General features: G+C 49.7%; 34 protein-coding genes. 4 read left to right on the top strand and 30 right to left on the bottom strand.

Features of this window, described 5'->3' with window-relative positions:
* Positions 1 to 52: 52 nt before the first annotated feature.
* The 18 genes from L1F29_RS04945 to L1F29_RS04860 form a co-directional block, all read right to left on the bottom strand.
* The gene (locus L1F29_RS04945) at positions 53 to 235 is read right to left on the bottom strand and encodes a hypothetical protein (protein ID WP_258387253.1); all 183 of its coding nucleotides are present in this window, start codon (positions 233 to 235) and stop codon (positions 53 to 55) included.
* A gap of 164 nt (positions 236 to 399) precedes the next feature.
* Positions 400 to 627 carry a hypothetical protein gene (locus L1F29_RS04940; RefSeq protein ID WP_258387252.1) on the bottom strand — a complete coding sequence of 76 codons (228 nt, stop codon included), beginning with the start codon at positions 625 to 627 and terminating at the stop codon, positions 400 to 402.
* Between the two features lie 58 nt (positions 628 to 685).
* Positions 686 to 1,084, bottom strand: a complete 399-nt coding sequence (locus tag L1F29_RS04935) for a hypothetical protein (protein ID WP_258387251.1) — start codon at positions 1,082 to 1,084, stop codon at positions 686 to 688.
* Between the two features lie 103 nt (positions 1,085 to 1,187).
* Positions 1,188 to 1,868 (bottom strand): ERF family protein, encoded by a 681-nt coding sequence (locus L1F29_RS04930; protein ID WP_258387250.1) that lies wholly within the window; start codon positions 1,866 to 1,868, stop codon positions 1,188 to 1,190.
* 2 nt (positions 1,869 to 1,870) lie between these two features.
* The gene (locus L1F29_RS04925) at positions 1,871 to 2,080 is read right to left on the bottom strand and encodes a hypothetical protein (protein WP_258387249.1); all 210 of its coding nucleotides are present in this window, start codon (positions 2,078 to 2,080) and stop codon (positions 1,871 to 1,873) included.
* Between the two features lie 15 nt (positions 2,081 to 2,095).
* The gene (locus L1F29_RS04920) at positions 2,096 to 2,254 is read right to left on the bottom strand and encodes a hypothetical protein (protein WP_258387248.1); all 159 of its coding nucleotides are present in this window, start codon (positions 2,252 to 2,254) and stop codon (positions 2,096 to 2,098) included.
* On the bottom strand, positions 2,251 to 2,391 hold the full coding sequence (locus tag L1F29_RS04915; protein ID WP_258387247.1) for a hypothetical protein: 141 nt from the start codon (positions 2,389 to 2,391) through the stop codon (positions 2,251 to 2,253). Before L1F29_RS04915 ends, L1F29_RS04920 begins: the two co-directional genes overlap by 4 nt.
* Positions 2,388 to 2,684, bottom strand: coding sequence for a hypothetical protein (locus L1F29_RS04910; protein ID WP_258387246.1), 297 nt, complete (start codon positions 2,682 to 2,684; stop codon positions 2,388 to 2,390). Before L1F29_RS04910 ends, L1F29_RS04915 begins: the two co-directional genes overlap by 4 nt.
* On the bottom strand, positions 2,681 to 2,920 hold the full coding sequence (locus L1F29_RS04905) for a hypothetical protein (RefSeq protein WP_258387245.1): 240 nt from the start codon (positions 2,918 to 2,920) through the stop codon (positions 2,681 to 2,683). The genes L1F29_RS04910 and L1F29_RS04905 overlap by 4 nt, the downstream gene beginning before the upstream one ends.
* Positions 2,920 to 3,267 carry a hypothetical protein gene (locus L1F29_RS04900; RefSeq protein WP_258387244.1) on the bottom strand — a complete coding sequence of 116 codons (348 nt, stop codon included), beginning with the start codon at positions 3,265 to 3,267 and terminating at the stop codon, positions 2,920 to 2,922. The genes L1F29_RS04905 and L1F29_RS04900 overlap by 1 nt, the downstream gene beginning before the upstream one ends.
* Positions 3,268 to 3,269: 2 nt before the next feature.
* Entirely contained in the window at positions 3,270 to 3,473 is a 204-nt protein-coding gene (locus tag L1F29_RS04895) for a hypothetical protein (RefSeq protein WP_258387243.1), read from the bottom strand.
* Positions 3,457 to 3,636: a hypothetical protein gene (locus tag L1F29_RS04890; RefSeq protein WP_258387242.1), complete on the bottom strand. Its 180-nt coding sequence runs from the start codon at positions 3,634 to 3,636 to the stop codon at positions 3,457 to 3,459. Before L1F29_RS04890 ends, L1F29_RS04895 begins: the two co-directional genes overlap by 17 nt.
* Position 3,637: 1 nt before the next feature.
* Positions 3,638 to 3,910, bottom strand: coding sequence for a hypothetical protein (locus L1F29_RS04885; RefSeq protein ID WP_258387241.1), 273 nt, complete (start codon positions 3,908 to 3,910; stop codon positions 3,638 to 3,640).
* Between the two features lie 3 nt (positions 3,911 to 3,913).
* A complete protein-coding gene (locus tag L1F29_RS04880) occupies positions 3,914 to 4,105 on the bottom strand; it encodes a helix-turn-helix domain-containing protein (RefSeq protein ID WP_258387240.1) in 192 nt (63 codons plus the stop codon).
* Positions 4,102 to 4,284, bottom strand: coding sequence for a hypothetical protein (locus L1F29_RS04875; protein WP_258387239.1), 183 nt, complete (start codon positions 4,282 to 4,284; stop codon positions 4,102 to 4,104). The genes L1F29_RS04880 and L1F29_RS04875 overlap by 4 nt, the downstream gene beginning before the upstream one ends.
* 23 nt (positions 4,285 to 4,307) lie before the next feature.
* Positions 4,308 to 4,541, bottom strand: coding sequence for a hypothetical protein (locus tag L1F29_RS04870; RefSeq protein WP_258387238.1), 234 nt, complete (start codon positions 4,539 to 4,541; stop codon positions 4,308 to 4,310).
* Positions 4,538 to 5,296, bottom strand: coding sequence for a phage antirepressor (locus L1F29_RS04865; protein ID WP_258387237.1), 759 nt, complete (start codon positions 5,294 to 5,296; stop codon positions 4,538 to 4,540). Before L1F29_RS04865 ends, L1F29_RS04870 begins: the two co-directional genes overlap by 4 nt.
* 47 nt (positions 5,297 to 5,343) lie before the next feature.
* Entirely contained in the window at positions 5,344 to 5,586 is a 243-nt protein-coding gene (locus tag L1F29_RS04860) for a helix-turn-helix domain-containing protein (protein ID WP_258387236.1), read from the bottom strand.
* Between the two features lie 141 nt (positions 5,587 to 5,727).
* Here L1F29_RS04860 and L1F29_RS34175 point away from each other — a divergent pair, with 141 nt between their 5' ends.
* Positions 5,728 to 6,396: a LexA family protein gene (locus tag L1F29_RS34175; protein WP_309252380.1), complete on the top strand. Its 669-nt coding sequence runs from the start codon at positions 5,728 to 5,730 to the stop codon at positions 6,394 to 6,396.
* A gap of 423 nt (positions 6,397 to 6,819) precedes the next feature.
* Positions 6,820 to 7,404, top strand: a complete 585-nt coding sequence (locus tag L1F29_RS04845) for a hypothetical protein (protein WP_258387235.1) — start codon at positions 6,820 to 6,822, stop codon at positions 7,402 to 7,404.
* A gap of 187 nt (positions 7,405 to 7,591) precedes the next feature.
* Here the strand turns inward: L1F29_RS04845 and L1F29_RS34340 are convergent, their stop codons facing one another.
* Positions 7,592 to 7,648 (bottom strand): hypothetical protein, encoded by a 57-nt coding sequence (locus tag L1F29_RS34340; RefSeq protein ID WP_373876527.1) that lies wholly within the window; start codon positions 7,646 to 7,648, stop codon positions 7,592 to 7,594.
* Between the two features lie 25 nt (positions 7,649 to 7,673).
* On the opposite strand from L1F29_RS34340, the gene L1F29_RS04840 reads away from it, so the two are divergent.
* Entirely contained in the window at positions 7,674 to 9,026 is a 1,353-nt protein-coding gene (locus L1F29_RS04840; protein WP_373876526.1) for a site-specific integrase, read from the top strand.
* 101 nt (positions 9,027 to 9,127) lie between these two features.
* Here L1F29_RS04840 and groL read toward each other — a convergent pair whose 3' ends face one another.
* From groL to L1F29_RS04795, 9 genes are all read right to left on the bottom strand, one after another.
* Entirely contained in the window at positions 9,128 to 10,756 is a 1,629-nt protein-coding gene (gene groL, locus L1F29_RS04835) for a chaperonin GroEL (RefSeq protein ID WP_258387233.1), read from the bottom strand.
* A gap of 101 nt (positions 10,757 to 10,857) precedes the next feature.
* Positions 10,858 to 11,139, bottom strand: a complete 282-nt coding sequence (groES, locus tag L1F29_RS04830) for a co-chaperone GroES (RefSeq protein WP_204821517.1) — start codon at positions 11,137 to 11,139, stop codon at positions 10,858 to 10,860.
* 107 nt (positions 11,140 to 11,246) lie between these two features.
* Positions 11,247 to 11,603, bottom strand: coding sequence for a GyrI-like domain-containing protein (locus L1F29_RS04825; protein WP_258387232.1), 357 nt, complete (start codon positions 11,601 to 11,603; stop codon positions 11,247 to 11,249).
* Between the two features lie 215 nt (positions 11,604 to 11,818).
* Positions 11,819 to 12,610 carry a twin-arginine translocase subunit TatC gene (gene tatC, locus L1F29_RS04820; protein ID WP_258387231.1) on the bottom strand — a complete coding sequence of 264 codons (792 nt, stop codon included), beginning with the start codon at positions 12,608 to 12,610 and terminating at the stop codon, positions 11,819 to 11,821.
* Positions 12,611 to 12,707: 97 nt separating this feature from the next.
* Positions 12,708 to 12,944, bottom strand: coding sequence for a twin-arginine translocase TatA/TatE family subunit (locus tag L1F29_RS04815; protein ID WP_258387230.1), 237 nt, complete (start codon positions 12,942 to 12,944; stop codon positions 12,708 to 12,710).
* 110 nt (positions 12,945 to 13,054) lie between these two features.
* Positions 13,055 to 14,083: a molybdopterin-binding protein gene (locus L1F29_RS04810; RefSeq protein WP_258387229.1), complete on the bottom strand. Its 1,029-nt coding sequence runs from the start codon at positions 14,081 to 14,083 to the stop codon at positions 13,055 to 13,057.
* Positions 14,080 to 14,574 (bottom strand): MogA/MoaB family molybdenum cofactor biosynthesis protein, encoded by a 495-nt coding sequence (locus L1F29_RS04805; protein ID WP_258387228.1) that lies wholly within the window; start codon positions 14,572 to 14,574, stop codon positions 14,080 to 14,082. Before L1F29_RS04805 ends, L1F29_RS04810 begins: the two co-directional genes overlap by 4 nt.
* Positions 14,575 to 14,607: 33 nt before the next feature.
* On the bottom strand, positions 14,608 to 15,081 hold the full coding sequence (gene moaC / locus L1F29_RS04800; protein WP_309252379.1) for a cyclic pyranopterin monophosphate synthase MoaC: 474 nt from the start codon (positions 15,079 to 15,081) through the stop codon (positions 14,608 to 14,610).
* A gap of 35 nt (positions 15,082 to 15,116) precedes the next feature.
* The gene (locus L1F29_RS04795; RefSeq protein WP_258387227.1) at positions 15,117 to 15,725 is read right to left on the bottom strand and encodes a 5-formyltetrahydrofolate cyclo-ligase; all 609 of its coding nucleotides are present in this window, start codon (positions 15,723 to 15,725) and stop codon (positions 15,117 to 15,119) included.
* A gap of 220 nt (positions 15,726 to 15,945) precedes the next feature.
* Here L1F29_RS04795 and L1F29_RS04790 point away from each other — a divergent pair, with 220 nt between their 5' ends.
* On the top strand, positions 15,946 to 17,886 hold the full coding sequence (locus tag L1F29_RS04790) for an ABC-F family ATP-binding cassette domain-containing protein (protein WP_258387226.1): 1,941 nt from the start codon (positions 15,946 to 15,948) through the stop codon (positions 17,884 to 17,886).
* Between the two features lie 962 nt (positions 17,887 to 18,848).
* Here L1F29_RS04790 and L1F29_RS04785 read toward each other — a convergent pair.
* Positions 18,849 to 19,670, bottom strand: coding sequence for a class I SAM-dependent methyltransferase (locus L1F29_RS04785; RefSeq protein ID WP_258387225.1), 822 nt, complete (start codon positions 19,668 to 19,670; stop codon positions 18,849 to 18,851).
* A gap of 65 nt (positions 19,671 to 19,735) precedes the next feature.
* Positions 19,736 to 21,331, bottom strand: a complete 1,596-nt coding sequence (locus L1F29_RS04780) for a 2-isopropylmalate synthase (protein WP_258387224.1) — start codon at positions 21,329 to 21,331, stop codon at positions 19,736 to 19,738.
* Positions 21,332 to 22,084 lie beyond the last annotated feature (753 nt).

Genomic DNA, 22,084 nt, shown 5'->3' with positions numbered 1-22,084 from the left:
ATGGTTGGTGCCTCCTACGTAATGGTTTGTTCATTTTGTTACGACACATGAATTAGTCTTCTTCTTCTTCAATCAAACCGAGGTTTTGTAAATCATAATCATCTACGTATTTCCGCAACTCTTCTTCGGTTATTCCAGACTCTTTCAGAATTTGCTCTGAATCACTGCCGAATCGTCTACAAAGTCCCGCGGCATATGCAACACCTTGTATAAACCCTATCTTTCGTCTATCCATTCATGTACACCGCCTATTCATTGAGTTTTCTTCGCGACTAGACAAATAAGTGGAAGAGCCTTGATTTCTAGGACCGACCAGCCTGCCGGACGATGAAATTCTAAACCGATACTCCAATTACTCCATTTCAGACCAAACGCTATTTTCAAAGCGATGTTCACCGCCTATTCCTGGTTTACTTCCCTTAGCCCCAACTCTTCGAATATCCCCTCAACTAGCCGGTTGTGTTCTGGTCGAGATATAACATCTGGACGGCTGTGGATGGATGCAGATACATCGTCGAACCTTCCCTTCATCACGTTATAAGCGACCCATTTCATCGCCACTTCGTTTGATGTGGTTATTTCACTTTCGAGCCAATCCAGCAGCTTCTTTTTATTGATCCGTTCCATCTGTTCACCACCATTCAGATTTAGGGAGAGAGAAGGGGATTAACCCTCTCTCTGCCTTTTAACCTAATCGCTCTAAATCCCCGTTTCGCTGCTGCTTAAAGGACTGGATTCGCCTACCTGTCTGACCGAATATGTAAATGTCGCCTTCCATTCCCTCGTAATAAAAATTGACTGCCTTTTCACTTGTGTCGATTTCACAATACTTGATGAAGTCTTTGGCTGGTGTGTAGCCTCTGTTGTCAAAGGAGAACGGTACGACATTTTTATCTGTGCATGTTTTCGAAATGCCTATGCGGCGATACTCGGAATCCCAATATAGGTATAAATCTGTTTTGTCCTGTACACCGAGCTCTCGCATAAGTGAAGCGCTCAAGCAAACGCGTTTCATTTTATCGGCCGTGATGCCAAAGCCCACTGTCCTTCCGTCTGTTTTACTGAAAGGTTGTAAGAATCCCATATAATGCCTCCTATAGACCGTTTACTCGTTATGACGCCCAACTTTCAACGGTCGTACACTCTGATATATTTTTATTTTTAACGGGTAATTTTTACGAGTCTCATCACACTCCGGCAGGCTGATGCTGATAAGTCTTCAACTCTTTTGCGATGAGCTCCCATTCCTTTTCATCCTGTAGCGCAGTGATTTTACCGTTGATCTTCCGGCCTAAAACTCGTTCGGAAAAGCTTTGCAATTCGTTCCAATTCATAAAGAGTGATTCGCGAAGGTTGTAAACGTCTCGCTTAAAGCTGTGTGGCGCATTAGATTGCCCTGTAGACGCTGGTGGACGTTGTCCGCTAGGTTGATGCGTTGTCCCCTGTGGCGCGCTCTGTGCGGCTCTCTGAGGCTGTGAAGCATGGTTTCCGTCGTCGTCCTCTCCAGTGGATAGCGAGAGCATCGAACAGAGGCTATATCGCCGGGCGTATGTGATGCAGCTCCCCACGCCTTGAGGATCGTTCTTGACCGGACGCATGACCAGCGGTTCAGACTCCATCCATTCGCCGGATTCATGCAGCAACATCGTCTTCATGCTGACCGTCTCGCCGTCGCCGGATGGGATTTGCATCACCGTGATTCCGTGTTTCGAAAGGACCGGGCGGATCTCTTCGATGATGTTGTCGAGTGAGGCGTATTTATTCTTGAAATGAGGGTTTTTCGCGTCCTTGGTGATCGTTTCAACTTCGCCGTTGAACTTTACCAGGGCCATCGCGATATTCCCGATAGTTGGACTCATCTTGCACATGGTCATTCCTCCTCCATTGCTATTCGAATCGAAACCGGTTCGTATTGCTCCGGTTGTTCCGGTACATAAATACTCGCATTGAGCCAGACACTAAGCTGCTCCTCGTCATACCATCGCCATGCCTTACGGAGAGACTTGGTTCGTTCCAAATCTCTGCCGTAGTATAATCCTGTGGGCTTATGGCGAAGGACTAATGCTGTCCATGTTTCCATATCCATCACCCTGTGTTAAAATGGATCGTAAGTATTGTTTTGAACTGGTCCCTCTGCAAAGGGGCCTTTTTCATGTCTTGGTGCATAATTCATAAGTTGTTCTATTTCCTTCAATGCTTCCGCGTAGGTCAGGTTACGTTCTTCAGCCCAGCGTTTTACAATCTCGAGTGTCACGCGCTCACCTCCTTCGCCTTCTCGATCGCGTGATGCCGGCGAAGGATAATGAACATTCGGCGCGATCCCTTCGGCTTCCGCTTCTTCAGCCATCGAGCTTCTACGCAGTATTGGCACATGCAGCTGTAGTTGGTCATGCGGATTCCTCCTTGCCGAGGGCTTGGCGGGCGCTTTGTCCTCTATCACTTACAACCGGCGAATGACCGCGACCGAATGAAGGTAACTCCCAATTTTCTTTATCCGCGTAAAATTCCAGCGCCTTTCCCCGTTCTTCTGCGAGATTTTGAAGTTCTGTTATTTGGACCTCAAGTTGTCGAATATGATCACCGTTATATACTTTCAGATAACTTGATGGCGCTTCGTAAAATGCGTGTTTTGCTTCTTGAAACTGTCCTTCTGGTACAGCGATGTAAAAGTATTTATCACTCATGCCGCCTCTTCTCCCTTCTCAATCTCCTCGATATGTTCACGCTGCAGCCGTTCTTGCTCATGCTGGATTTCCTGTTCTGCCTCATACTCCCCATATGGCAGGATACGACTTGCATAGACTCCTCTCTCGACTAGCTGCCGGATCAGATCCTCTAGATCGGTTGCGGACCATATGAAGGTCCGGCCGTTCGTGGCTTGCACGTAGTATTCAACGGTTGGTGATGCTGCGGTAAGCATTAGGCGTTCACTCCTTCGATTTCGATATTAAGAGTATTAAGCGTGAATATGATCCCTTGTAGGTAGCCGATATTACTCGAACTATAATCGCCATGGCGACTAATATATTTGTTCCTCACCTTATCTTCCGGCGTTTCCTCTACTTCACAGCCGTTGACAAGGGCTGAGACGATGTATCCGATTCTCCTTGAACGATCGCTTTCACAATAATTTTTAATCGCAAACTGCTCGCCAGCATAATCTTGGCTGTAGATAATATCCATTACAGCCCTGATAGGGTAAGCACAACTCTGCTTAAGACTTTCAATAGCCTCCGCCACCTCACGCGGCAATTTCACCTTCTCCATCGTTACAGTCTCCTCACTTGAACATATTCAGCGCAATCAACGGCTTCCAGCATGCACTTTTGGCAATGGGCCTGCTCATTCTCGTCCTCGTACACCATGTATTTCGCGATCTGGCCGCAGCCGCAGCCTTTGCCGACGATACGATAGGCAAGTTCGAAGTCGTACCGGGGTGCCGGCTTAAGCATGGGGTTATCGATTAGTAGCATGGCTTGGGTCCTCCTTGTAGATGACAAGCAGAATAGAACCGCTATGTTCTGCTTGGAACTTAAAGTCAATAATCTCGGCATCTGGATTGTTTTCCGTCCACTCTTCGTATTCATTGAGATATTCAAAATTTCTTATCTTTATCTCACTCGCCTTACCGATCATTTCACATCGCTCCTTTCCGGCTCATGGCCGATACTCGATTGATTTCAGCTTCTATCGTGTCGTACAGGTCTTCGTGATCCCATTCATCGTGGGCCGTTAAAAAGCCCTCTAACGTCGGCTCCATGCCGTCCTTGATCGTGATGTCGGTATACGTGGATACATGGGAGAGCAACAGGTCCTTTTGGTCATCCTCCGGTACGTTACCTCGTTTAAGGGAGGCCCGGAAGTATTCTGCTGTGCTGATGCGACTCAGGTCACGTTGGGCTATGCTCATGGGTTATGCTCCTCTCTTTGATTCCTGTTTTAGTTGTTCTAAGAAATCGTCCCTCAACAAACGGACCATCTTCCCCTGCTTCCATACCGGTCTGTGCGGTTGCTTCATGATTTCGTAGGCTGTATTGATGTGACAGGAGCATATCTGAGCTACATGCTTGGCGGTTAAGAGAGGTGGATATTGTTCGTCGCTCATTTGGAGTCCTCCTTGGATGAAGTGTCCTTGCGGAATTCTTCTTGCTCGATAATCGGGATGAAGATTGATTCGAACGTTTTCATCTTTTGTTCCTTCAGGTGAACTACGACACGTTCTCCGGTGACCCTTCGAAGACCGGGTATGTTGCGGAGACGTTCAGGGAGTTGATCTTTTTCCATGTTCGTTCCTCCTTGATTATTTCTTACTTGACCAGCGTGAGCTTCGGCCTATCGAATACATCTCCATCAATGTTTTCTTCTGACAAGCCGATGCCTTTAGCGAAAATTCTTGCGTATTCATAGCAATCATCGATTGTATCAAAACCTTTGGTGACAAATATGTCTCCATGGTCATCGCTTGCAACTACGATAAGTTCCACAAGGTCCGTATTGGGGATCTCTTCAATGGTTACAAACATTCCGGTAACTTTCCTCATGCTGTCCCTTCCTTGTTCTTGAATTTATTCACGAAGTAAATCTGACCCTTCCCGGTTATCTTCGGGGTTCTTGTCGGCTTGCTCGTTCCATCTGAGCCCATTCGAGTTCCTACTTTAATTTCCATGATGCCGAGATCCATCGATCTTTGCGTGGGGAGGTTGTATTGCTCGCCGCGACCCATGAGATACCCTTCTTCTCGTAGAATGCGGAACAATCGAGTGCCTCCAATATCGATCCCGTTCTGTTTAAGAAGCTTCGCCAGCTCACCAACTAGAATCGAATCTTCCGATACTTGGAGCGATTCAGCGAACACGACCATTGGCCTTTGCATATCTAACTGAAGTTGCGCAGCGTCCGCTCTTGCGGATTCGGCTTTAAGGTGGGTTGCTAACTTAATGATGTAATCTGGATCGAACAGCGTCTTTTCGATTGTCTCCGGTGTCATGTATGCGCCGTGCTTGCGAATGGATGGGATGACTTCACTGGTAATCCACTTTCGGAATGCTTTTGCTTCCGGCTTCCGGCTTTCGAGGATGACATCGTATAAGCCATCTTCGTTGATGATAGTCGTGTCTTGCGGTCGGCCAAGTGAATCAGGGATGGCGTATGTTGAACATACGTCATCAGAAAGCCTTTGCCTTACAACGCGATGCGCAAGATCAAGTACCCCACATGCGTCCTTAAGTACAAACCACGGTTCGCCGTCCTTATCGACTGTACGAAGTTGATTCCCTTCGAATTGAAATAATTGCATGTTTACACACCCTTTCGAATTTTGATTGGTATGATAAAATAAACTCATCAAGCGCTTCTGTGTACTTTTGTCAATTGCTCAGTAAAAATTTTTTCGAAGTTTACATTAAAATACGAAAGCATTAAGCCGATTACTTTTGATCCCGGATTCCTCTTGCCACGCATTAACAAATTGAACATTGATTCAGATATCCCTATTTGTCTCGCCAGTTCATTAAACGACTGGATTCCGCGGCGTTTCATCTCTTTCATAATATAATCACGATTCAATACAATTTTAACCTCGTTCAACTAAATCACCTCGTTTCGTGTACTTTTGTCATTGACTTAAGTACATAATAACCCGCATATATACTTATGTCAACACTAATTTTGAAACTAATTTATTTTTGTCAATGACAATAGTACACTGAGAAAGAAGGTATGGCTGTAATGGAGGTGCATTTGAAATTGCGATCATTTGGTGAGGTGCTGCGTGAATTGAGAGAGAAGCGAGGTCTCGCAGTAAACCAACTTGCATTATATTCAGGAGTTAGTCCTGCTTTAATTTCGAAATTGGAAAATGGTCATAGAGGCAATCCCAAGCCTGAGACGATTGAGAAATTATCAAAGGGATTGAAAATGGAATATGCCGAGTTAATGCGTCTGGCTGGATATATTGATCATGGAGTCGAGAGTAAGAAGAAATCGGATAATCTTATTCCTTATGATGCCAGCAACCTGGTTCAAATACCTATCTATGGCGAGATAAAGGCGGGATACAACTCCTTGGCTAAACAGGATATTATTGGGTACGAATACGTATCCCAAAGTGATGTTCAGGACGGAGAATACTTCTATCTCATCGTCAAAGGCGACTCAATGATCGAAGATGGCATTATTGAGGGAAGTCGTGTTCTTGTTAGAAAGCAAGGGTTTATTGAGAACGGGAAAATTGGCGTAGTACTATGCGACGATGAAGAAGCTACATTGAAACGAGTATTTTATGACGGGGACAACATTATATTAGTGGCAGCAAATAAACTGGTACGTCCAAAAACATACAGATTGGACGAGATACAAATACAAGGACAAGTTAAAAGCTATACTGTCGACGTATGATTTCTGTTTACTACATCGAAGATATGGATCATGGTTTCGTCCCCACGACCTTGACATTACGAATTGATGATATTAATTGGAACAATACAATTCACTATTTTCCTGTACAAGGGCCTTTCAGACGCATTACGCCTGAGGATGTTTCTGAAGAAGTCTTGAGCTTATCGATATCGTTCGGTGAACTTTGCATAAATTACAACAAACCGGATCACATTGGTATTTATTTACCGGCAGTAAAGAAAAGAGTGAACCAAATGAGGGGCCGCGGCGAATTCCCTTATTCACTCTTTGAAATACGTAAATTCCATATTCATATGACTAATATCGAAGATATCTTAGCCATAAATAGATTTGAATTATTTTCTTGGAGTTAGGCAGCAAGTTCCCCAGCCGATGGGGAAAGTGGAAGGGGTTTCTTTCCCTGTGATAAAAGTAAACACGAGTCGTCTGTATTGGATGGCTGGATTCGGCTGGTACTCTGTTATTATAGCTCTTGTACTTTTTTATTTTTATCGTGTATCTTCAGGTTGGTTGTTCTGGCTATCTGCATCGTCTTTTTATTTTTTTATAGTGTTAATGGTTTATAGATTTTTCAGATGGAACGGATCTCCGTGGAGAAGGATTCATCACCGAGCTATGCTCATGTACGCAGGAATAGCCGGTAGGGAAGCAGGATTAGCAGCAGTTGAACAACGTGAATTTGATACTGTAAATGCTTGCAGACAACTCCTTTACGGTTATATAGGAAATCACAACTATGATACAGCAACTGAAATGATGCAGTTTATTCAAGATAACCAAGGTGAATTCTACTACCAGCTTCTCGAAAGACATATAAGATCGCTTTACCCTCGCGCATCTGAAACTGATATTCAAACTGTCTTGATTCGAGTTTCGAACGAACCCCTTACACCTCAAATGGCAATCGCTTGTCTAATATTAAATAAATATGGAGAAAAAGAGGCGGCCAAGTATGTGATATCATTTTTGAAAGGAGAAGCTGCCTGAATCTCAAGTTTACATGCATTTTGTTTGCCCCTATATTTACACGTCTAAAACCCCTATGATAAGATTAAACTAATAAAGGGCCGCAGATGCTGTAACATCTACGACCCGGGCACACAGCCGCTTTAAAGGGCGGTTGGCTATCGGATATGTGTGATCATGAAATGACCGTCATCCTAGGCAGGGGCGGTCATTTCCTTTTGTGGAAAGAAAGTATCAACACAACCAACGTCGCGAATGAAATCATCAGCGTCAATGTTTGGTATACCTCCATGGCATCACCTCCCTTCCGGGAGATTAGCCTACCGCCCTTGCAAGCCTTCTATGTACTTGTCCATATTATATCACGCCCCCAGCATATGGGGGTTTTCTATTTATATGGACAAGCCTATAATAGTTGCATCGGGGAGGTGAACAAAATGGCATACTTCGAGAAGCGCGGTGAGAAGTGGTACTTCACTATTTCTCTTGGTCGAGATCCGGTCACCGGGAAGTTGAAGCAGCTCCGGAGAGTTGGAGGCAAAACCAAAAAAGAAGCGCAAGCCGCGGCGACAGCCCTTGAACATGAACTTGCTCAAGGAACATTCGTCAAGGAAACCGAAATGACATTCGGGGTCTTTGCCCAAGATTGGCTGCAGCAGCATTATAAGGGTGTGAAGATAGGTACAAAACGTGTGCGCGAGAAAGAGATCAAATTGCTCAACATCTATTTCGAGAACGCAAAGCTGAAGGACATAACAAAAAAGGCATACCAGGAAGCACTCGACGATTTAATGGTCCGTCCGCGGGAGATGAAAAAAGAAACCGTGAACGGATACGCATACACCACCGTCTCAGGCGTTCATGGTACCGCACGGATGATCTTTTCCAAGGCAAAAGAGTTTGACATGATTAAAATAGATCCTACGGAGTTTGCGAAGGTCACACGACCACAGAAGACTGTCGAGGAATTGGAAAGCGAAGATGAAATTCCGAAGTACCTAGAAAAAGAAGAGCTCTCCTTATTCTTAAGGACAGCTCGAGATCACGGTTATGATTTAGATTATACTATGTTCTTGATGCTTGCGTATAGTGGTATGCGTGTTGGCGAAATGGTAGTGTTGAAATGGTCTGACATCGATTTTGATAGAGGCACCGTCAAAATCACAAAGACATATTACAACCCATTGAATAATGCTGTAAAATTCACGCTCGTACCACCTAAGACCAAAAGCTCCAAACGAGAAATCGATTTAGAGCCGATCGTACTCGATGAACTGATCAAACACCGCGCTCAGCAGCGGATATTTAGGATGGCGATGCGTGACCGGTATTTTGACGAGGATTTTATTTTCACGATGACCGGTAAGCATCCAGGATATCCGATATTTGTTAAAACCGTACAGAATCACATGACTCGACTTTTAAAACTGGCTGAACTGAATACGGCTTTGACACCCCACTCTCTGAGGCATACGCATACCTCGCTACTCGCGGAGGCTGGGGCTGGCCTAGAAGAGATCATGGAACGGTTAGGACATAAAAATGACGATATAACCAAAAGCGTTTATCTTCACGTCACAAAAGATCGGAAAAAAGAGGCATCAAGGAAGTTCGGTCAACTCATGAACAACATCACTTCATGATGACCAAGATGACCAACTCCAGGAGCATGATGACCAAATAATGACCAAATAGCCTTATAACAAAGAAGAAACCCCTTGATATCAAGGGGTTTCAGTCTTTATTACATCATGCCGCCCATTCCGCCCATGCCGCCCATGTCAGGCATAGCTGGCTTATCTTTCTCAGGCTTGTCGGCAACAACCGATTCGGTTGTCAGGAACATAGCCGCTACGGAAGCTGCATTCTGAAGTGCAGAACGCGTTACTTTCGCAGGGTCAACGATACCTGCTTCAAACATGTTTACCCACTCGCCGGAAGCAGCGTTGTAGCCGATGCCGATTTCTTCTTTCTTCAGACGCTCTACGATTACGGAGCCTTCTTGGCCCGCATTCGCTGCGATCGTACGAACAGGCTCTTCCAACGCGCGAAGCACGATGTTCACGCCTGTTTGCTCGTCGCCGTTCGCTTGAACTGCCGCAACGGCTTTGAATACGTTCACGAGTGCCGTACCGCCACCGGATACGATGCCTTCTTCAACCGCTGCACGGGTGGAGTTCAGGGCATCTTCGATGCGCAGCTTGCGCTCTTTCAATTCGGTTTCCGTCGCTGCGCCAACCTTGATAACGGCTACGCCGCCAGCAAGCTTCGCCAGACGCTCTTGCAGCTTCTCGCGATCGAAGTCGGACGTCGTGTCTTCCAGCTGCGTGCGGATTTGGTTAACGCGTGCCGTGATGTCCGCTTTGTCGCCGCTGCCGTCAACGATGATCGTGTTTTCTTTCGTGATACGAACTTGGCGAGCGGAACCGAGCTGCTCAACCGTCGTCGATTTCAGCTCAAGGCCGAGCTCTTCCGTGATCACTTGGCCGCCAGTCAATGCAGCGATATCTTGCAGCATCGCTTTACGACGGTCGCCGAAGCCTGGAGCTTTGACAGCAACGCATGTGAACGTGCCGCGCAGCTTGTTCACGATAATCGTCGCTTGCGCTTCGCCTTCGATGTCTTCTGCGATGATCAGAAGCTGCTTGCCGGATTGTACGACTTTCTCCAGTACAGGCAGAATCTCTTGAATGTTCGAGATCTTCTTGTCTGTGATGAGAATGTACGGGTTGTCCAATACGGCTTCCATTTTGTCCGTATCGGTAATCATGTAAGGGGAAACGTAGCCGCGGTCAAACTGCATGCCTTCAACCACTTCAAGCTCCGTTGCAAATCCTTTGGACTCTTCAACGGTGATAACGCCGTCGTTGCCCACTTTTTCCATTGCTTCTGCAATCAGTTGGCCGACTTCGTCGTCCGATGCCGAGATGGAAGCAACTTGTGCGATCGATTGCTTGCCTTCGATCGGCTTCGCGATTGCTTTCAGCTCTTCAACTGCTGCGCGAACCGCTTTTTCGATGCCTTTGCGGATAACCATAGGGTTAGCGCCCGCCGTTACGTTCTTCAGACCTTCACGGATCATCGCTTGCGCAAGAACCGTAGCTGTCGTCGTACCGTCACCGGCAACATCGTTCGTTTTGGTCGCAACTTCTTTAACAAGCTGTGCGCCCATATTCTCGAATGCGTCTTCCAGCTCGATTTCCTTCGCGATGGAAACGCCGTCGTTCGTGATCAGCGGGCTGCCGAATTTCTTCTCAAGCACCACGTTGCGGCCTTTTGGACCAAGTGTAACTTTAACAGCATTAGCAAGAGCATCGACACCGCGAAGCATTGCGCGGCGAGCGTCTTCGCCAAATTTGATTTCTTTAGCCATGTTCAATTACCTCCTAAAATGTTGTAAGTATATACATACGAAAACTTGCTATCGAAAGCTTAAATAGGAGCGTGCCATGTATGTCGTATCACGGGAGACGATTATCCCAGGATCGCGTGAATGTCGCTTTCTTTCATAATCAAAAGCTCTTTGCCTTCATATTTGACTTCGGTTCCGGCATATTTAGAGAACAATACGCGGTCGCCTTCCTTCACTTCAAGCGCAATGCGTACGCCGTCCTTGAGCGTGCCGCTGCCTACTGCAACAACTTTGCCTTCTTGCGGCTTTTCTTTCGCCGAATCCGGCAGTACGATGCCGCTGGCTGTTGTTTCTTCTTTCGCAATCGGTTCAATCAATACGCGTTCACCCAAAGGTCTGATCATGAAAATAGCCTCCTTTTGATTTAAGTTGCTGAAATTGTTTTTATTAGCACTCGCAACTGTTAAGTGCTAATAACCATTTCTAATAATACCGATTTTGCATTCCAATTTCAAGTGGTTCGAACGTTTTTAACATGATTTTTACCGTTTGTCCCTCTAACCGGATTGATAGGCATAACCGGGAGGCGGAGAATCGTCCTTAACTTAGACGGCGCCGTCTTGCGAGGATCGGATACATATATTTCGTGATGCAGCCCATTCTGGATCAGGCTATGTTCCTTCATATACATATGAAGGGCCGCCAGCGTCTCCGGCTCTGCAGCGTAGGGGCCAACATGAAGCATTTGCACCGACAATCCCTCACAACGGTTGTTCATGGTTACCCGGCGAATGGAATCCAGCGTCTTCTTCTTGGCGGCATTCGCTTGCGCGGCTTGAAAGGCGGTACCGATAATATAATCGGGCAACCGCACGAGCAGCTGCCACAGCCACTCTTCTTCCCCTCTCCATTGTCATCGTCGCATCCAGTATAACTATGCCATCCTGACAGCTGTCTATCAGGATTCGAAGACCGATGACGGCTCGACATTTTTCTACAAGCTCAAGAAACAGCAAAGAGGCCGCCCTGTATTCACACAAGACAGCCTCTCAAGAAGGGTTATTCCGTTGCCTATACACTCTGCTAGATGCTGCCCTTCGCAAACTCTTCTTCCCAGGCCGCATCCGCCTTCAGCTGTTTCCGGTACACGACCCCTGACAGCAGAAGACTGACCTCATACAGCAAAATCAGCGGCACGGCTACGAGCAGGTCGGAGATGAAATCCGGAGGGGTAATCATCGTCCCGATAATGATGAGAATTAAATAGGCGATTCGGCGCATCTTGCGCAGCCGGATTGGCGTCAATATCCGCAGCTTCGTCAAGAACATAATGACGATCGGCAGCTCGAAGAGCAGTGAAATCGGGATCAGGATATTGAACATGAAGGTAAAATATTGCGTAATCCCGTACGTTTCCTCCAGATCCAGATGCCTAGCCACGCCCGTTGTGAATTCAAACGCCATCGGAAACACGATAAAATAGGAGAAGGACAGGCCCAGTAAAAAGAGCACAAGCGCCATCGGCACGAAGCCGAGCGCAGCCCGCTGCTCATTCACGCGCAAAGCCGGTTTGACAAATGCCCACATCTGATAGAAAGCAACCGGTATGACGAGTATAAGCGCGATGACAAGCGCAAATTTCATATACATGCTGATCCCGTCCCAGAGCGAGAATGCATGTAGAGGAAGACCGGCTACCGGCTCCTGCTTCATTAAATAGTCGTAGGCCGGGTCTGCCAGAAACAGCCCGATGATCATGCCGAGCACGAGCACGACGAGAACCCAAATCAATCTGCGACGAAACTCGCCGACATGCTCGAATAAGGTCATCGCCAGCTCTTCGCGTGAATAAGCCTTCTCTTCGGATTCGCTCATTGTACCTCTTCCTCCTTTCCTGCTTGCCTAGCTGCGGCAGTTCGTTCGTTTCTTCCCCTTTATCTTAAGCTCAGTCCACAAAAAAAGCGATCCCCGATTACTCCGGGAGCCGCTTCGTGTCCGCATGATCGTCGTTCTTACGATTCACTTCAACCCGGGTCGCTTGATTGCGATCCTGATTGTCATCGTCCATCAGATCCTTCGCTCCTGCCTTAAACTCCTTCAGCGTCCGGCCGAATGCCCGGCCAAGCTCTGGAAGCTTATTCGGTCCGAATAACAGCAGCGCAACCAGTACAATGAGAATAAAACCTGTAACACCTATGCCTCCTAGCATCTCTTCTACCTCCCATCGACTGAATATTGGTCAATAATAAGCTGTACGTCCGTCGTTCAGCGGCTAAGCTTACTCTTTCAAGCATCTAATGTCGTACAGTATTTAGTTGATTAACAACCGTGAAGCCCGCCATAGCCCATATGAACAATATCCGCTCTCGTTATCGTGTCGCCTGCCAGTATGCGCGGCAGCAGCACGTTGAATGAGGTATACGGATCGTGCATGACGCAGCCGGGCAGTCCCATAATAGGCACATTGTCGATGTAGCCCATCAGAAGCATCGATCCAGGCAGCATCGGTGTGCCGTAGCTGACAATGTCCGCCCCTGCCTCCTTGATGGCGGCCGGCGTGCGATCATCCGGGTCCACAGACATACCGCCTGTAACCAATATCATATCATATCCTTGCCCAAGCAAGGAATGGATTTCTTTCACAATAATATGGCGATCATCCGGCGCGAAGCGCTGCTCCGCCACCTCGGATCCGTACGATTCCACGATTCGGCGTACCGCCGGACCGAACTTATCTTCAATCCTGCCAGAATATACTTCTCCGCCTGTCGTCAGCAGCCCGGCGCGAAGCTTGCGCAGCGGCCTTACGCGAAGGGGCCCGCCGCCATGCAGCTCCCGATAGCTGTCAATGAGCGATTCCACCCGCTTAATCTTCTCTTCCGAAACGACAAGCGGAATGACGCGCGTAGCTGCAAGCTGCCCGCCGGGCATGACAACCGAATGGGTCTTTAACGTAGCAAGCGCGATCTCGCCGATTTCATTTATGCTGTGAACAAGCGTCTCGTCAATCTGAGCCAAGCCCGGCACGGCCAGGTCGGATTTGATGGCTACTTTGCCTTCATGAGGCTCCGTCAGTCTCGTACCCTCTCCCTGCAAAGCAGCCGCCATCCGTTCTGCAGCATGATCCTCATGGAGCTCGCCTTCTCCCAGCTCCATGATATAGATGTGCTCCTTGCCGATATCAAGCAGCTTCGGGATGTCGGCTTCCGTGATCACGTGGCCTTTTTTAAACAACCGTCCTTTGAATTGGCCGGGCACGATTTGCGTCAAATCATGCGCCAGGCGAAGCCCGACCGCTTCGCCCACCGGCACTTCCTTCAGAACGGTGCCGCTCCTTTGCTCACTCATGCGTTATGCTCCCCCATCTGACCGGATAGAATAGCGAGCGCATGCGGCAGTTGATCCATAATGGCCATTAAATTCTCATGAACGCCCTTCGGACTTCCCGGCAAATTCACAATGAGCGTCCGCCCTCGGATTCCGCAAACGCCGCGGGAGAGCATCGCTTGCCTCGTCTTCTGCATAGCGCCCATACGCATGGCTTCTGCAAGCCCCGGAACAACGCGATCGATGACCTTCAACGTCGCTTCCGGCGTCAAGTCGCGCATGGCCAGCCCAGTGCCGCCCGTCGTCACGACGAGGTCGGCCTTGTAGTAATCCGTCATTTCAATAAGCGCCGCCATAATTTCATCCTGCTCATCAGGCACGATGCGATAGTCGACAATCTCGCCGCCGAGCTCCTCCTCCACTAATTCCCGGATAACTTGAGCGCTCGTATCTTCGCGTTCGCCCCGCGAGCCTTTGTCGCTTGCCGTAAGCACGGCCACTTTCCACTGCATGAACTCTCCCCCAATCGCCTACGATAATTATCGCTATTCCTGGAGCTTATAATCGCCGCTCTTGCCCCCCGTTTTTGACACCAGCTGTGTCGGCCCGATGACAATGTCCTTCTGCAGCGCCTTGCACATATCATAGACGGTAAGCGCTGCCGCCGTTACCGCGGTTAGAGCTTCCATCTCGACGCCGGTTTTTCCTGTCGTCTTCACAGTTCCTTCTATATAAAGCTCATCAGCATCATTATCGTTAAATTCAAGATTGACTCCGGTCAGCGGCAGCGGATGGCACATCGGAATCCAGTCCGACGTCTTCTTGGCTGCCATAATGCCGGCAACCTGGGCAACTGCCAGCACATCGCCCTTACTAATCGTTCCTGCTTTAATGCGGGCAAGCGTTCCGGGAGCCATCTTAACCGTTGTAGAAGCTGTAGCGGTTCTTGCCGTTACCTCTTTGCCTGTGACATCCACCATACGCGCCCTGCCCTGTTCGTTGAAATGCGTCAGCTCCATAATCGGCTCCTTTACGATCGTAATGAGAATATCGGTTACACTGCCCCAGTATTATATATGCCTTGCTCCGTGATGACCGCGCTAACCCGTGCATCATGAATCTCCATCGGGACGGCTTCGACCCATTGCGCTTCATAACCGAGTCCGATCCACGGGGGAAAGGCTCCGCCCGCATTCGCGGCGGATGCGGCCAACCGATCGCGGAAGCGGTCATAGTAACCGCCGCCATAACCCAATCTGCCTCCGCTTCGATCAAATGCAAGCCCGGGTACGAATACGGCCTCAGGCATTTCCTTATCTATATCAAGCCTAATAGCCTTCGTTGGATCAGGCTCTAGAATTCCATAAGCGCCCGGCTTCAGTTCCCGCCAATCGCGAATCGCAAACAGCTCCATGGAGCGGTCTTGGGGTATGCAGCGCGGAACGATCACGTTCAGACCGCTTTGCCATCCCCATTCAATCAGCAGACTAGTGTCCAGCTCCGTGCGAAATGACACGTAGACCATGAAGCTTGCCGTACGATGATGCTCCAGCCAGCTTACTGCCGCTTCGCAGGCCGCCTCGGACCATGTCTTGCGCTGCTGCTCCGGAAGCGAATCGCGGCGCGCAGCGGCGGCGTTTCTCCGTTGTTTCTTTCGTTCCATGTTGGAATTCGGTCCACTGAACTGTCCCATCTCGACGACATGCCTTTCTATAAGCGCTTCATTGTTTAATTAGTTTACCACTGTTGCCCAGATTTCGCCAATGGTTAGACAGACCAATAAGCTCGCCTGGCAGCATTGTCGTTTCGCGTATCTTTCTGTAAACTAATAGCAAGATGCTAAGCCCATCGCCAGACTTGTTAGCCGGAGGTTTGATGTTGTTATGCTACTGCAAGTATCGGATTTATCCAAAAGCTACGGCGCTCAGCCGATTCTCTCTTCCATCACCTTTCAAATCCAGCCGCGCGAGCGGGTCGGTCTCGTAGGCGTTAACGGCGCAGGCAAATCGACGCTGCTGCGGATTATCGCAGGCGAGATGTCTGCCGATTCGGGCACGATCTATAAAGCAAAGGAAACGACGATCGGTTATTTGGCCCAGACGAGCGGACTTCAATCCGACCGCACCATAGAGGAGGAGATGCGAGCCGTATTCGCGCATCTGCTCGACGCCGAGGCCGAGCTGCGTTCATTGGAGCACAAAATTGCGGACCCTGCCCTTCAAGAGGATGACAAGGCGTATGCGGATACGTTAGATCGTTATGCCCGGTTATCCGACTGGTTCCGGGAGAAAGGCGGCTTTGAGATCGAAACGAAAATCCGCAGCGTGCTTCATGGGATGAACTTCGGCAGCTTCCCGATGGATACCGTTGTATCGACCTTGAGCGGCGGTCAGAAGACACGGCTCGCCCTTGCCCGCATTCTGCTGCAAGCGCCCGATTTGCTCATGCTCGACGAACCGACCAACTACCTGGATATCGCGACGCTTACCTGGCTTGAAGATTATTTGCGCAGCTATTCCGGCGGTATTCTGGTCGTCTCCCATGACCGGTATTTCCTGGATGCGGTTGTACAGACGATCGTCGAGATCGAGCGCCATACGGCCAAGAGATACACCGGTAATTACAGCCGGTATATCGACTTGAAAGCGGCTGAATACGAATCCCAGATGAAAATGTACGAGAAGCAGCAGGACGAAATCAGCCGGATGGAGGATTTCATTCAGCGCAATCTCGTCCGTGCTTCGACGACGAAACGGGCACAGAGCCGGCGCAAAGCGCTCGACAAGCTGGAGCGCATCGACAAGCCGCTCGGCGATTTGAAGAAGGCTTATTTCTCCTTCGAGATCGACCGTCAAACCGGCAACGACGTCCTGGATGTCAAGGAGCTGTCGATTCAATTTGACGAGAAGAAGGAGCCGCTCTTCCGCAATGTGACATTCCGGCTCGAACGAAGCGAGAATGTAGCGCTTATCGGACCGAACGGCATCGGCAAATCGACGCTGCTCAAAGCGCTTGTCGGCGATCAGCCCGTCCTGGACGGCTTGATTCGCTGGGGCACGAATGTGAAGATCGGTTACTACGATCAGGAGCATACCGGTCTAAACCCGTCGAATACCGTATTAAGCGAGGTTTGGAACGCCTACCCTCATCTGGAGGAAGCACGCATTCGGACCGTGCTCGGCAACTTTCTATTTAGCGGCGACGACGTTCAGAAGCGGATCTCCTCGCTCAGCGGCGGCGAGAAGGCCCGCGTTTCCTTATCCAAGCTGATGCTTGCCCGCGCGAACATGCTTATACTGGACGAGCCGACCAACCATCTGGATTTATATAGTAAAGAGGTGCTCGAATCCGCTTTGCTCGATTATGACGGTACATTATTGTTCATTTCGCATGACCGTTACTTCTTAAACAAGATGGCGGAACGCATTGTCGAACTGACACCGAATGGGACGCATCATTTCCTGGGAAATTATGACGAAATGATCGAGAAAAAACGTGAAAACGAAGAATTGAAGATGGAAGCCTTAACCCAGACTCAAGGAAAAACGGGGAAAACAACCGTCGTTGTTGAAACTTCCGTTACTTCGACGTATGAAGCCGACAAACAGGCGAAACGCGACGAACGGAACCGGCAGCGCAAGCTGGAACAGCTGGAGCAGGATATTGCCCGGCTGGAAGGTGAAATTGCCGTTCTTGAGGAACAGTTGACGGATCCGGATGTATACAATGATTATGTGCGGATCCAATCCATTCAAGCCGAGATCGACAGCTATAAACAAGAGCTTCAAACCGCCTATTCGGCCTGGGAGACGATGCTTGCTTAGATTGGCTGCTCCATAGAAGCCATACAAAACCGAACCGGACCTGCCCGGTTCGGTTTTGTTGCGTTCCCGCCCTCCAGCCTTCGGCCGGTTGCTCCAAGGGAGCGTAGAGCCTGGCAAGTCGAGGCTTCAGCTGCTTAGAGGGTGGCTTGCAGCTTCTTCCTTTGTTTGATCAGCAGGAACGTTTCAAGTAACGGTCATGAACGAGACCAAGCGGAGCTGCTGAGCTATATTCTGGACATAGGATGCGTTATTCGCGATCTATTAGCCGATTTACGATGGTTGCGGACACCAGATTCTTTATGGACATGAGATCCATCCATTTGGGAGAGTTTGGGCTCATATAACGGCTTACATGTCCGCAACACCCGCAATATTCCCTTTAATGATACAAATAAAGGATTTCATGTCCGTTCGCTTGTTGGTACTGTGCGGGTGTCGAATTCGAAATAACAATCGGATCTCATTTCAAGATGTTTCAATCCTTCATGCTTGCATGCGGCCAACCGAGTCGGTCAGCTTTCACACCGCGAGACAGGAACAGGGCGTGGCGCGAAAGGATAATCACTTATCGTTGTAAACATGAATGCGGCGCTGGCGAATTGAGGTCCATCTGTCGAATTCGACATGGATGCCATGAAGTCCGTTGTCGAAGGCGTAATCGACTATTTTCAAACTATCCACGTTGTCCACAGTGTTATCCACAGCGAATCGTGAATTGTTACGCAATTCTGGCACTAAGGTCATGGGTTCCATTCAGATTTCCCGGCTATTTTTACTTCCCGTTCATACATGTGGATAGATAAGCGACTTATTTACACCCATTATCCACATTATCCACAGACGACCTGTGAAAAACTTATCCCATATTTGTACACATTGTAAATGCCCGGTTTCCTTGACATTCGCGTGTTTATGCACATTTGCGTCCGGAGTTGTTCATAACCCTGTGGATAATTGCATTGTCATACCGCTTCCATTTTCCTGCCTATATACATGATATGAGAGGAAGCCCCCAGAATATAAGGACTTTCCGCGGCTGTTACAATTCTCTCAATCACTTTCCGGTATACATCGTCACCCTGCATGCGCCAATAATCCCACTGCTCCACGGTCATGCCGCCCGCTATACTTCCGGAAGCGATAAGCTTCTCGCATGCGAAGCCTGAGCTCTGCATGAACGGCTCGATTTCCTCGATTTCAGCAAAATAAGCGCCCGTAAACCGGCCTTCGTCATGATGATCGAATATCCCCGACTCAAGAAATGAATCGATCCCTTCTATTGTATGATTGGGCTTCCACGCTTGCGGGTACAGAATGGACGTCGTCAAATGCCGGATTCTGCTCATAAACGCAGCGAATACAAGTCCGCCCTTCTTCGTGACCCGGTTCATTTCGGCCGCCGCTCTTATCCGATCTTCCTTATTCTGCAGATGATACAGCGGACCCAACAGGAGGCAGGCGTCAAAATGTTCATCCGGCCATTGCCCGAGATCTCTGGCGTCCGCGACATGAAAGCCCACGAACCGCTGATCCAGCTGCAGCTCGGCAGCCCTGCTGCGCGCCTGCTCGACCAGTCTGGGGACCAGATCGATCAGCGTTACTTCATAGCCCGCCTCGGCCAAGGCAAGCGAATACTTGCCGGGTCCGCCGCCGATATCGGCTATTCGGCCGCTGGATGGCAGATGCTGCCGGATATGCGCGGCGTTAACGATAAATTCCACGGGCTCCCGGTCCAGTCTGCCCCATTCGTCAAATATTTCATAGTATTTCACGACATGATCCACCACGCATCCTCCTCCCGTTATGTCGAACGGCTGATCCGCATGGATCAGCCGTTCGACGTGAAATTTTACACGATATCTTTGTTAAACGCCGACGGAGTGGTTTTCCGCGCCTGCGAGCTCATCAGCTGTTGATTGCAAGCCGCCACATACGCCTGAGCTGCGGCCAGTATAATGTCATTGTGAATCGCCGTGCCGCGGTATCGTTCATTATTGTGCACAATGCTGACCACGGCTTCGCCTCGCGCATCCTCTCCTGTGGATAACGAGTGCAGCTCCAGATCCTCGAACTCCCCCGCCGCCGGTATCGCCTGCTGGATACAGTGGATAACGGCTTCCAGCGGTCCTGTCCCCGATCCGGTATACGTTTGCTCCTGCTGGGAATCGCGCTCGCGGATCGTTACGGATGCAATGCGGGAGCGCTGTGTCCCGGCCAGCACCTGCAGATCGATCAGCGAATACGGATCCTGCTGCTGTTCCGTCGTCTCGCTGGCCAGACGGATCAATACGTTATCCGGTACGAGCTTCAGCTCGTCGGCCTTTGCAATAAACCGGTCGTACACATCATTCAATTGAGTGTCGTCCAGCTTAACGCCATATTCGTTCAGACGATGCTTGATGGCATGACGGCCGGAATGCTTGCCGAGTACAATCATGTCGCGCGGAATGCCCATCGCTTCGGGATCCATAATCTCGTAGGTATTACGGTTCTTAAGCAAGCCGTCTTGATGAATGCCCGATTCATGCTGAAAGGCGTTGCGGCCGACGATCGGCTTGTTGTACGCGATCGGGAAATTCATCGCGCGGCTGACCATACGGGAAGTCTCGTAGATTTCGCTCGCCACGATGCCCGTCTCCGCGCCAATCGCCGACTTCCTCGTTTCAATCGCCATGACCAGCTCCTCGAGCGAGCAGTTGCCCGCACGTTCGCCAATGCCGTTCACCGTGACCTCGATTTGCGTAGCGCCGGCGCGGATCGCCGCCAGACTGTTCGCCACCGCAAGCCCCAAGTCGTTATGGCAGTGAGCGCTGTAGCTTACTTTGTCGCCGCCGCGAGCCTGCTGCCTGACGACCCGGAACATCTCCCCGTACTCTTCCGGCATCGCATAACCGAGCGTATCCGGCAGGTTAATAATCGTGGCGCCCTCGGCAATGACGGCTTCCACCATCTCGATGACGAACTCGCGCCCCGAGCGGCTGGCGTCCATCGCCGAGAATTCAATTTCGTCTACGAATTGCTTGCCGTAGGCCACCATTTCGCGCGCGATCTGCACGACCTGCTCGCGCGACTTGCGCAGCTGGAAGTCCAGATGAATGTCCGAGGAGGAGATGAACAGGTGAAGCCTTCTCCGCGCGGCATCCCGGGTTGCTTTGACCGCTGCATCGATGTCGACCTTCACCGCCCGGGCGAAGCCGGCAATCTCCACGTTCTGCAGCTCGCGCGAGATTTGCTGCACCGCCGCAAAATCTCCAGGGCTTGAGATCGCGAAGCCCGGCTCGATCACATCAATGCCAAGCTTGGCGAGCTGGCGGGCGATCACGATTTTCTGCTCCGGCTCCAACGATGCGCCGGGCGATTGCTCCCCGTCACGAAGCGTCGTATCGAATATGCGAATGCGCTTTGGCGTATCTGCTTGATTGTTCACGTTGTTATTAACCGTCATAATGGTCAACCTCCTAAAGGATATGGATATGGTATTGAACTGCTTAACTTGCAAACATCGGACGTCTGTCCTTTCACGACAAAAAGCCTGCCGTCTCTTGTATGATTCAAGAGACGACAGGCTTTTCAAGGCGTGCCGCGGTACCACTCTCGTTGCCCGAACCGTCAAAGGTCCAAAGCCCGCTTATGCAACCGGATGCGCGTCATGTCCCTCCTTGCGAAACCCGCAAGGCTGCACGGCCCAACCGGGCTATGCGCATCTTGGTTGCACCCGATGACGGAGGTCAGCCGTTCCGGGGTACGATGGATGACATGAGCCGCAATAGCAGCAGCTTATGTCCCATTTTCCTCCGGTCCGCTTCCAGGCGAGTTCGGACTTCCGTTCGGCTGCGTCGCACCACCCCGCAGCTCTCTGTGCGATGACTCCGCGGCGTATACTGTTCCCCGCGCTGGCATCGCATGTTTTCCCGGATCGTTCCTACTGCTCCTGTTCATAGCGTTTGATCTATGTTCAGTTCTGCTTCGTTTTGATTTAGCCTATGTGAGGTCTCCACTGCTTAGACTTTGCTTCATGTCTTGCGACTCTAACACACGCGTTTCAGGCAACAAAAAAAGCCTGCCGTCTCTAATTCAAGAGACGACAGACTGTGTTAGCCCGCGCGGTACCACCCTTGTTGACATCTCTCATTCACTTCGTAACGAGGAATGCCCACCTTTATGCACGGCCGCCGACTCTAGAAATCGCCGGTCGTAC

This window comes from Paenibacillus spongiae, from assembly GCF_024734895.1.
GTDB lineage: Bacteria > Bacillota > Bacilli > Paenibacillales > Paenibacillaceae > Paenibacillus_Z > Paenibacillus_Z spongiae.
The sequence above is the reverse complement of the archived record's forward strand: the minus strand, read 5'-3'. Positions and strand labels throughout refer to the sequence as shown.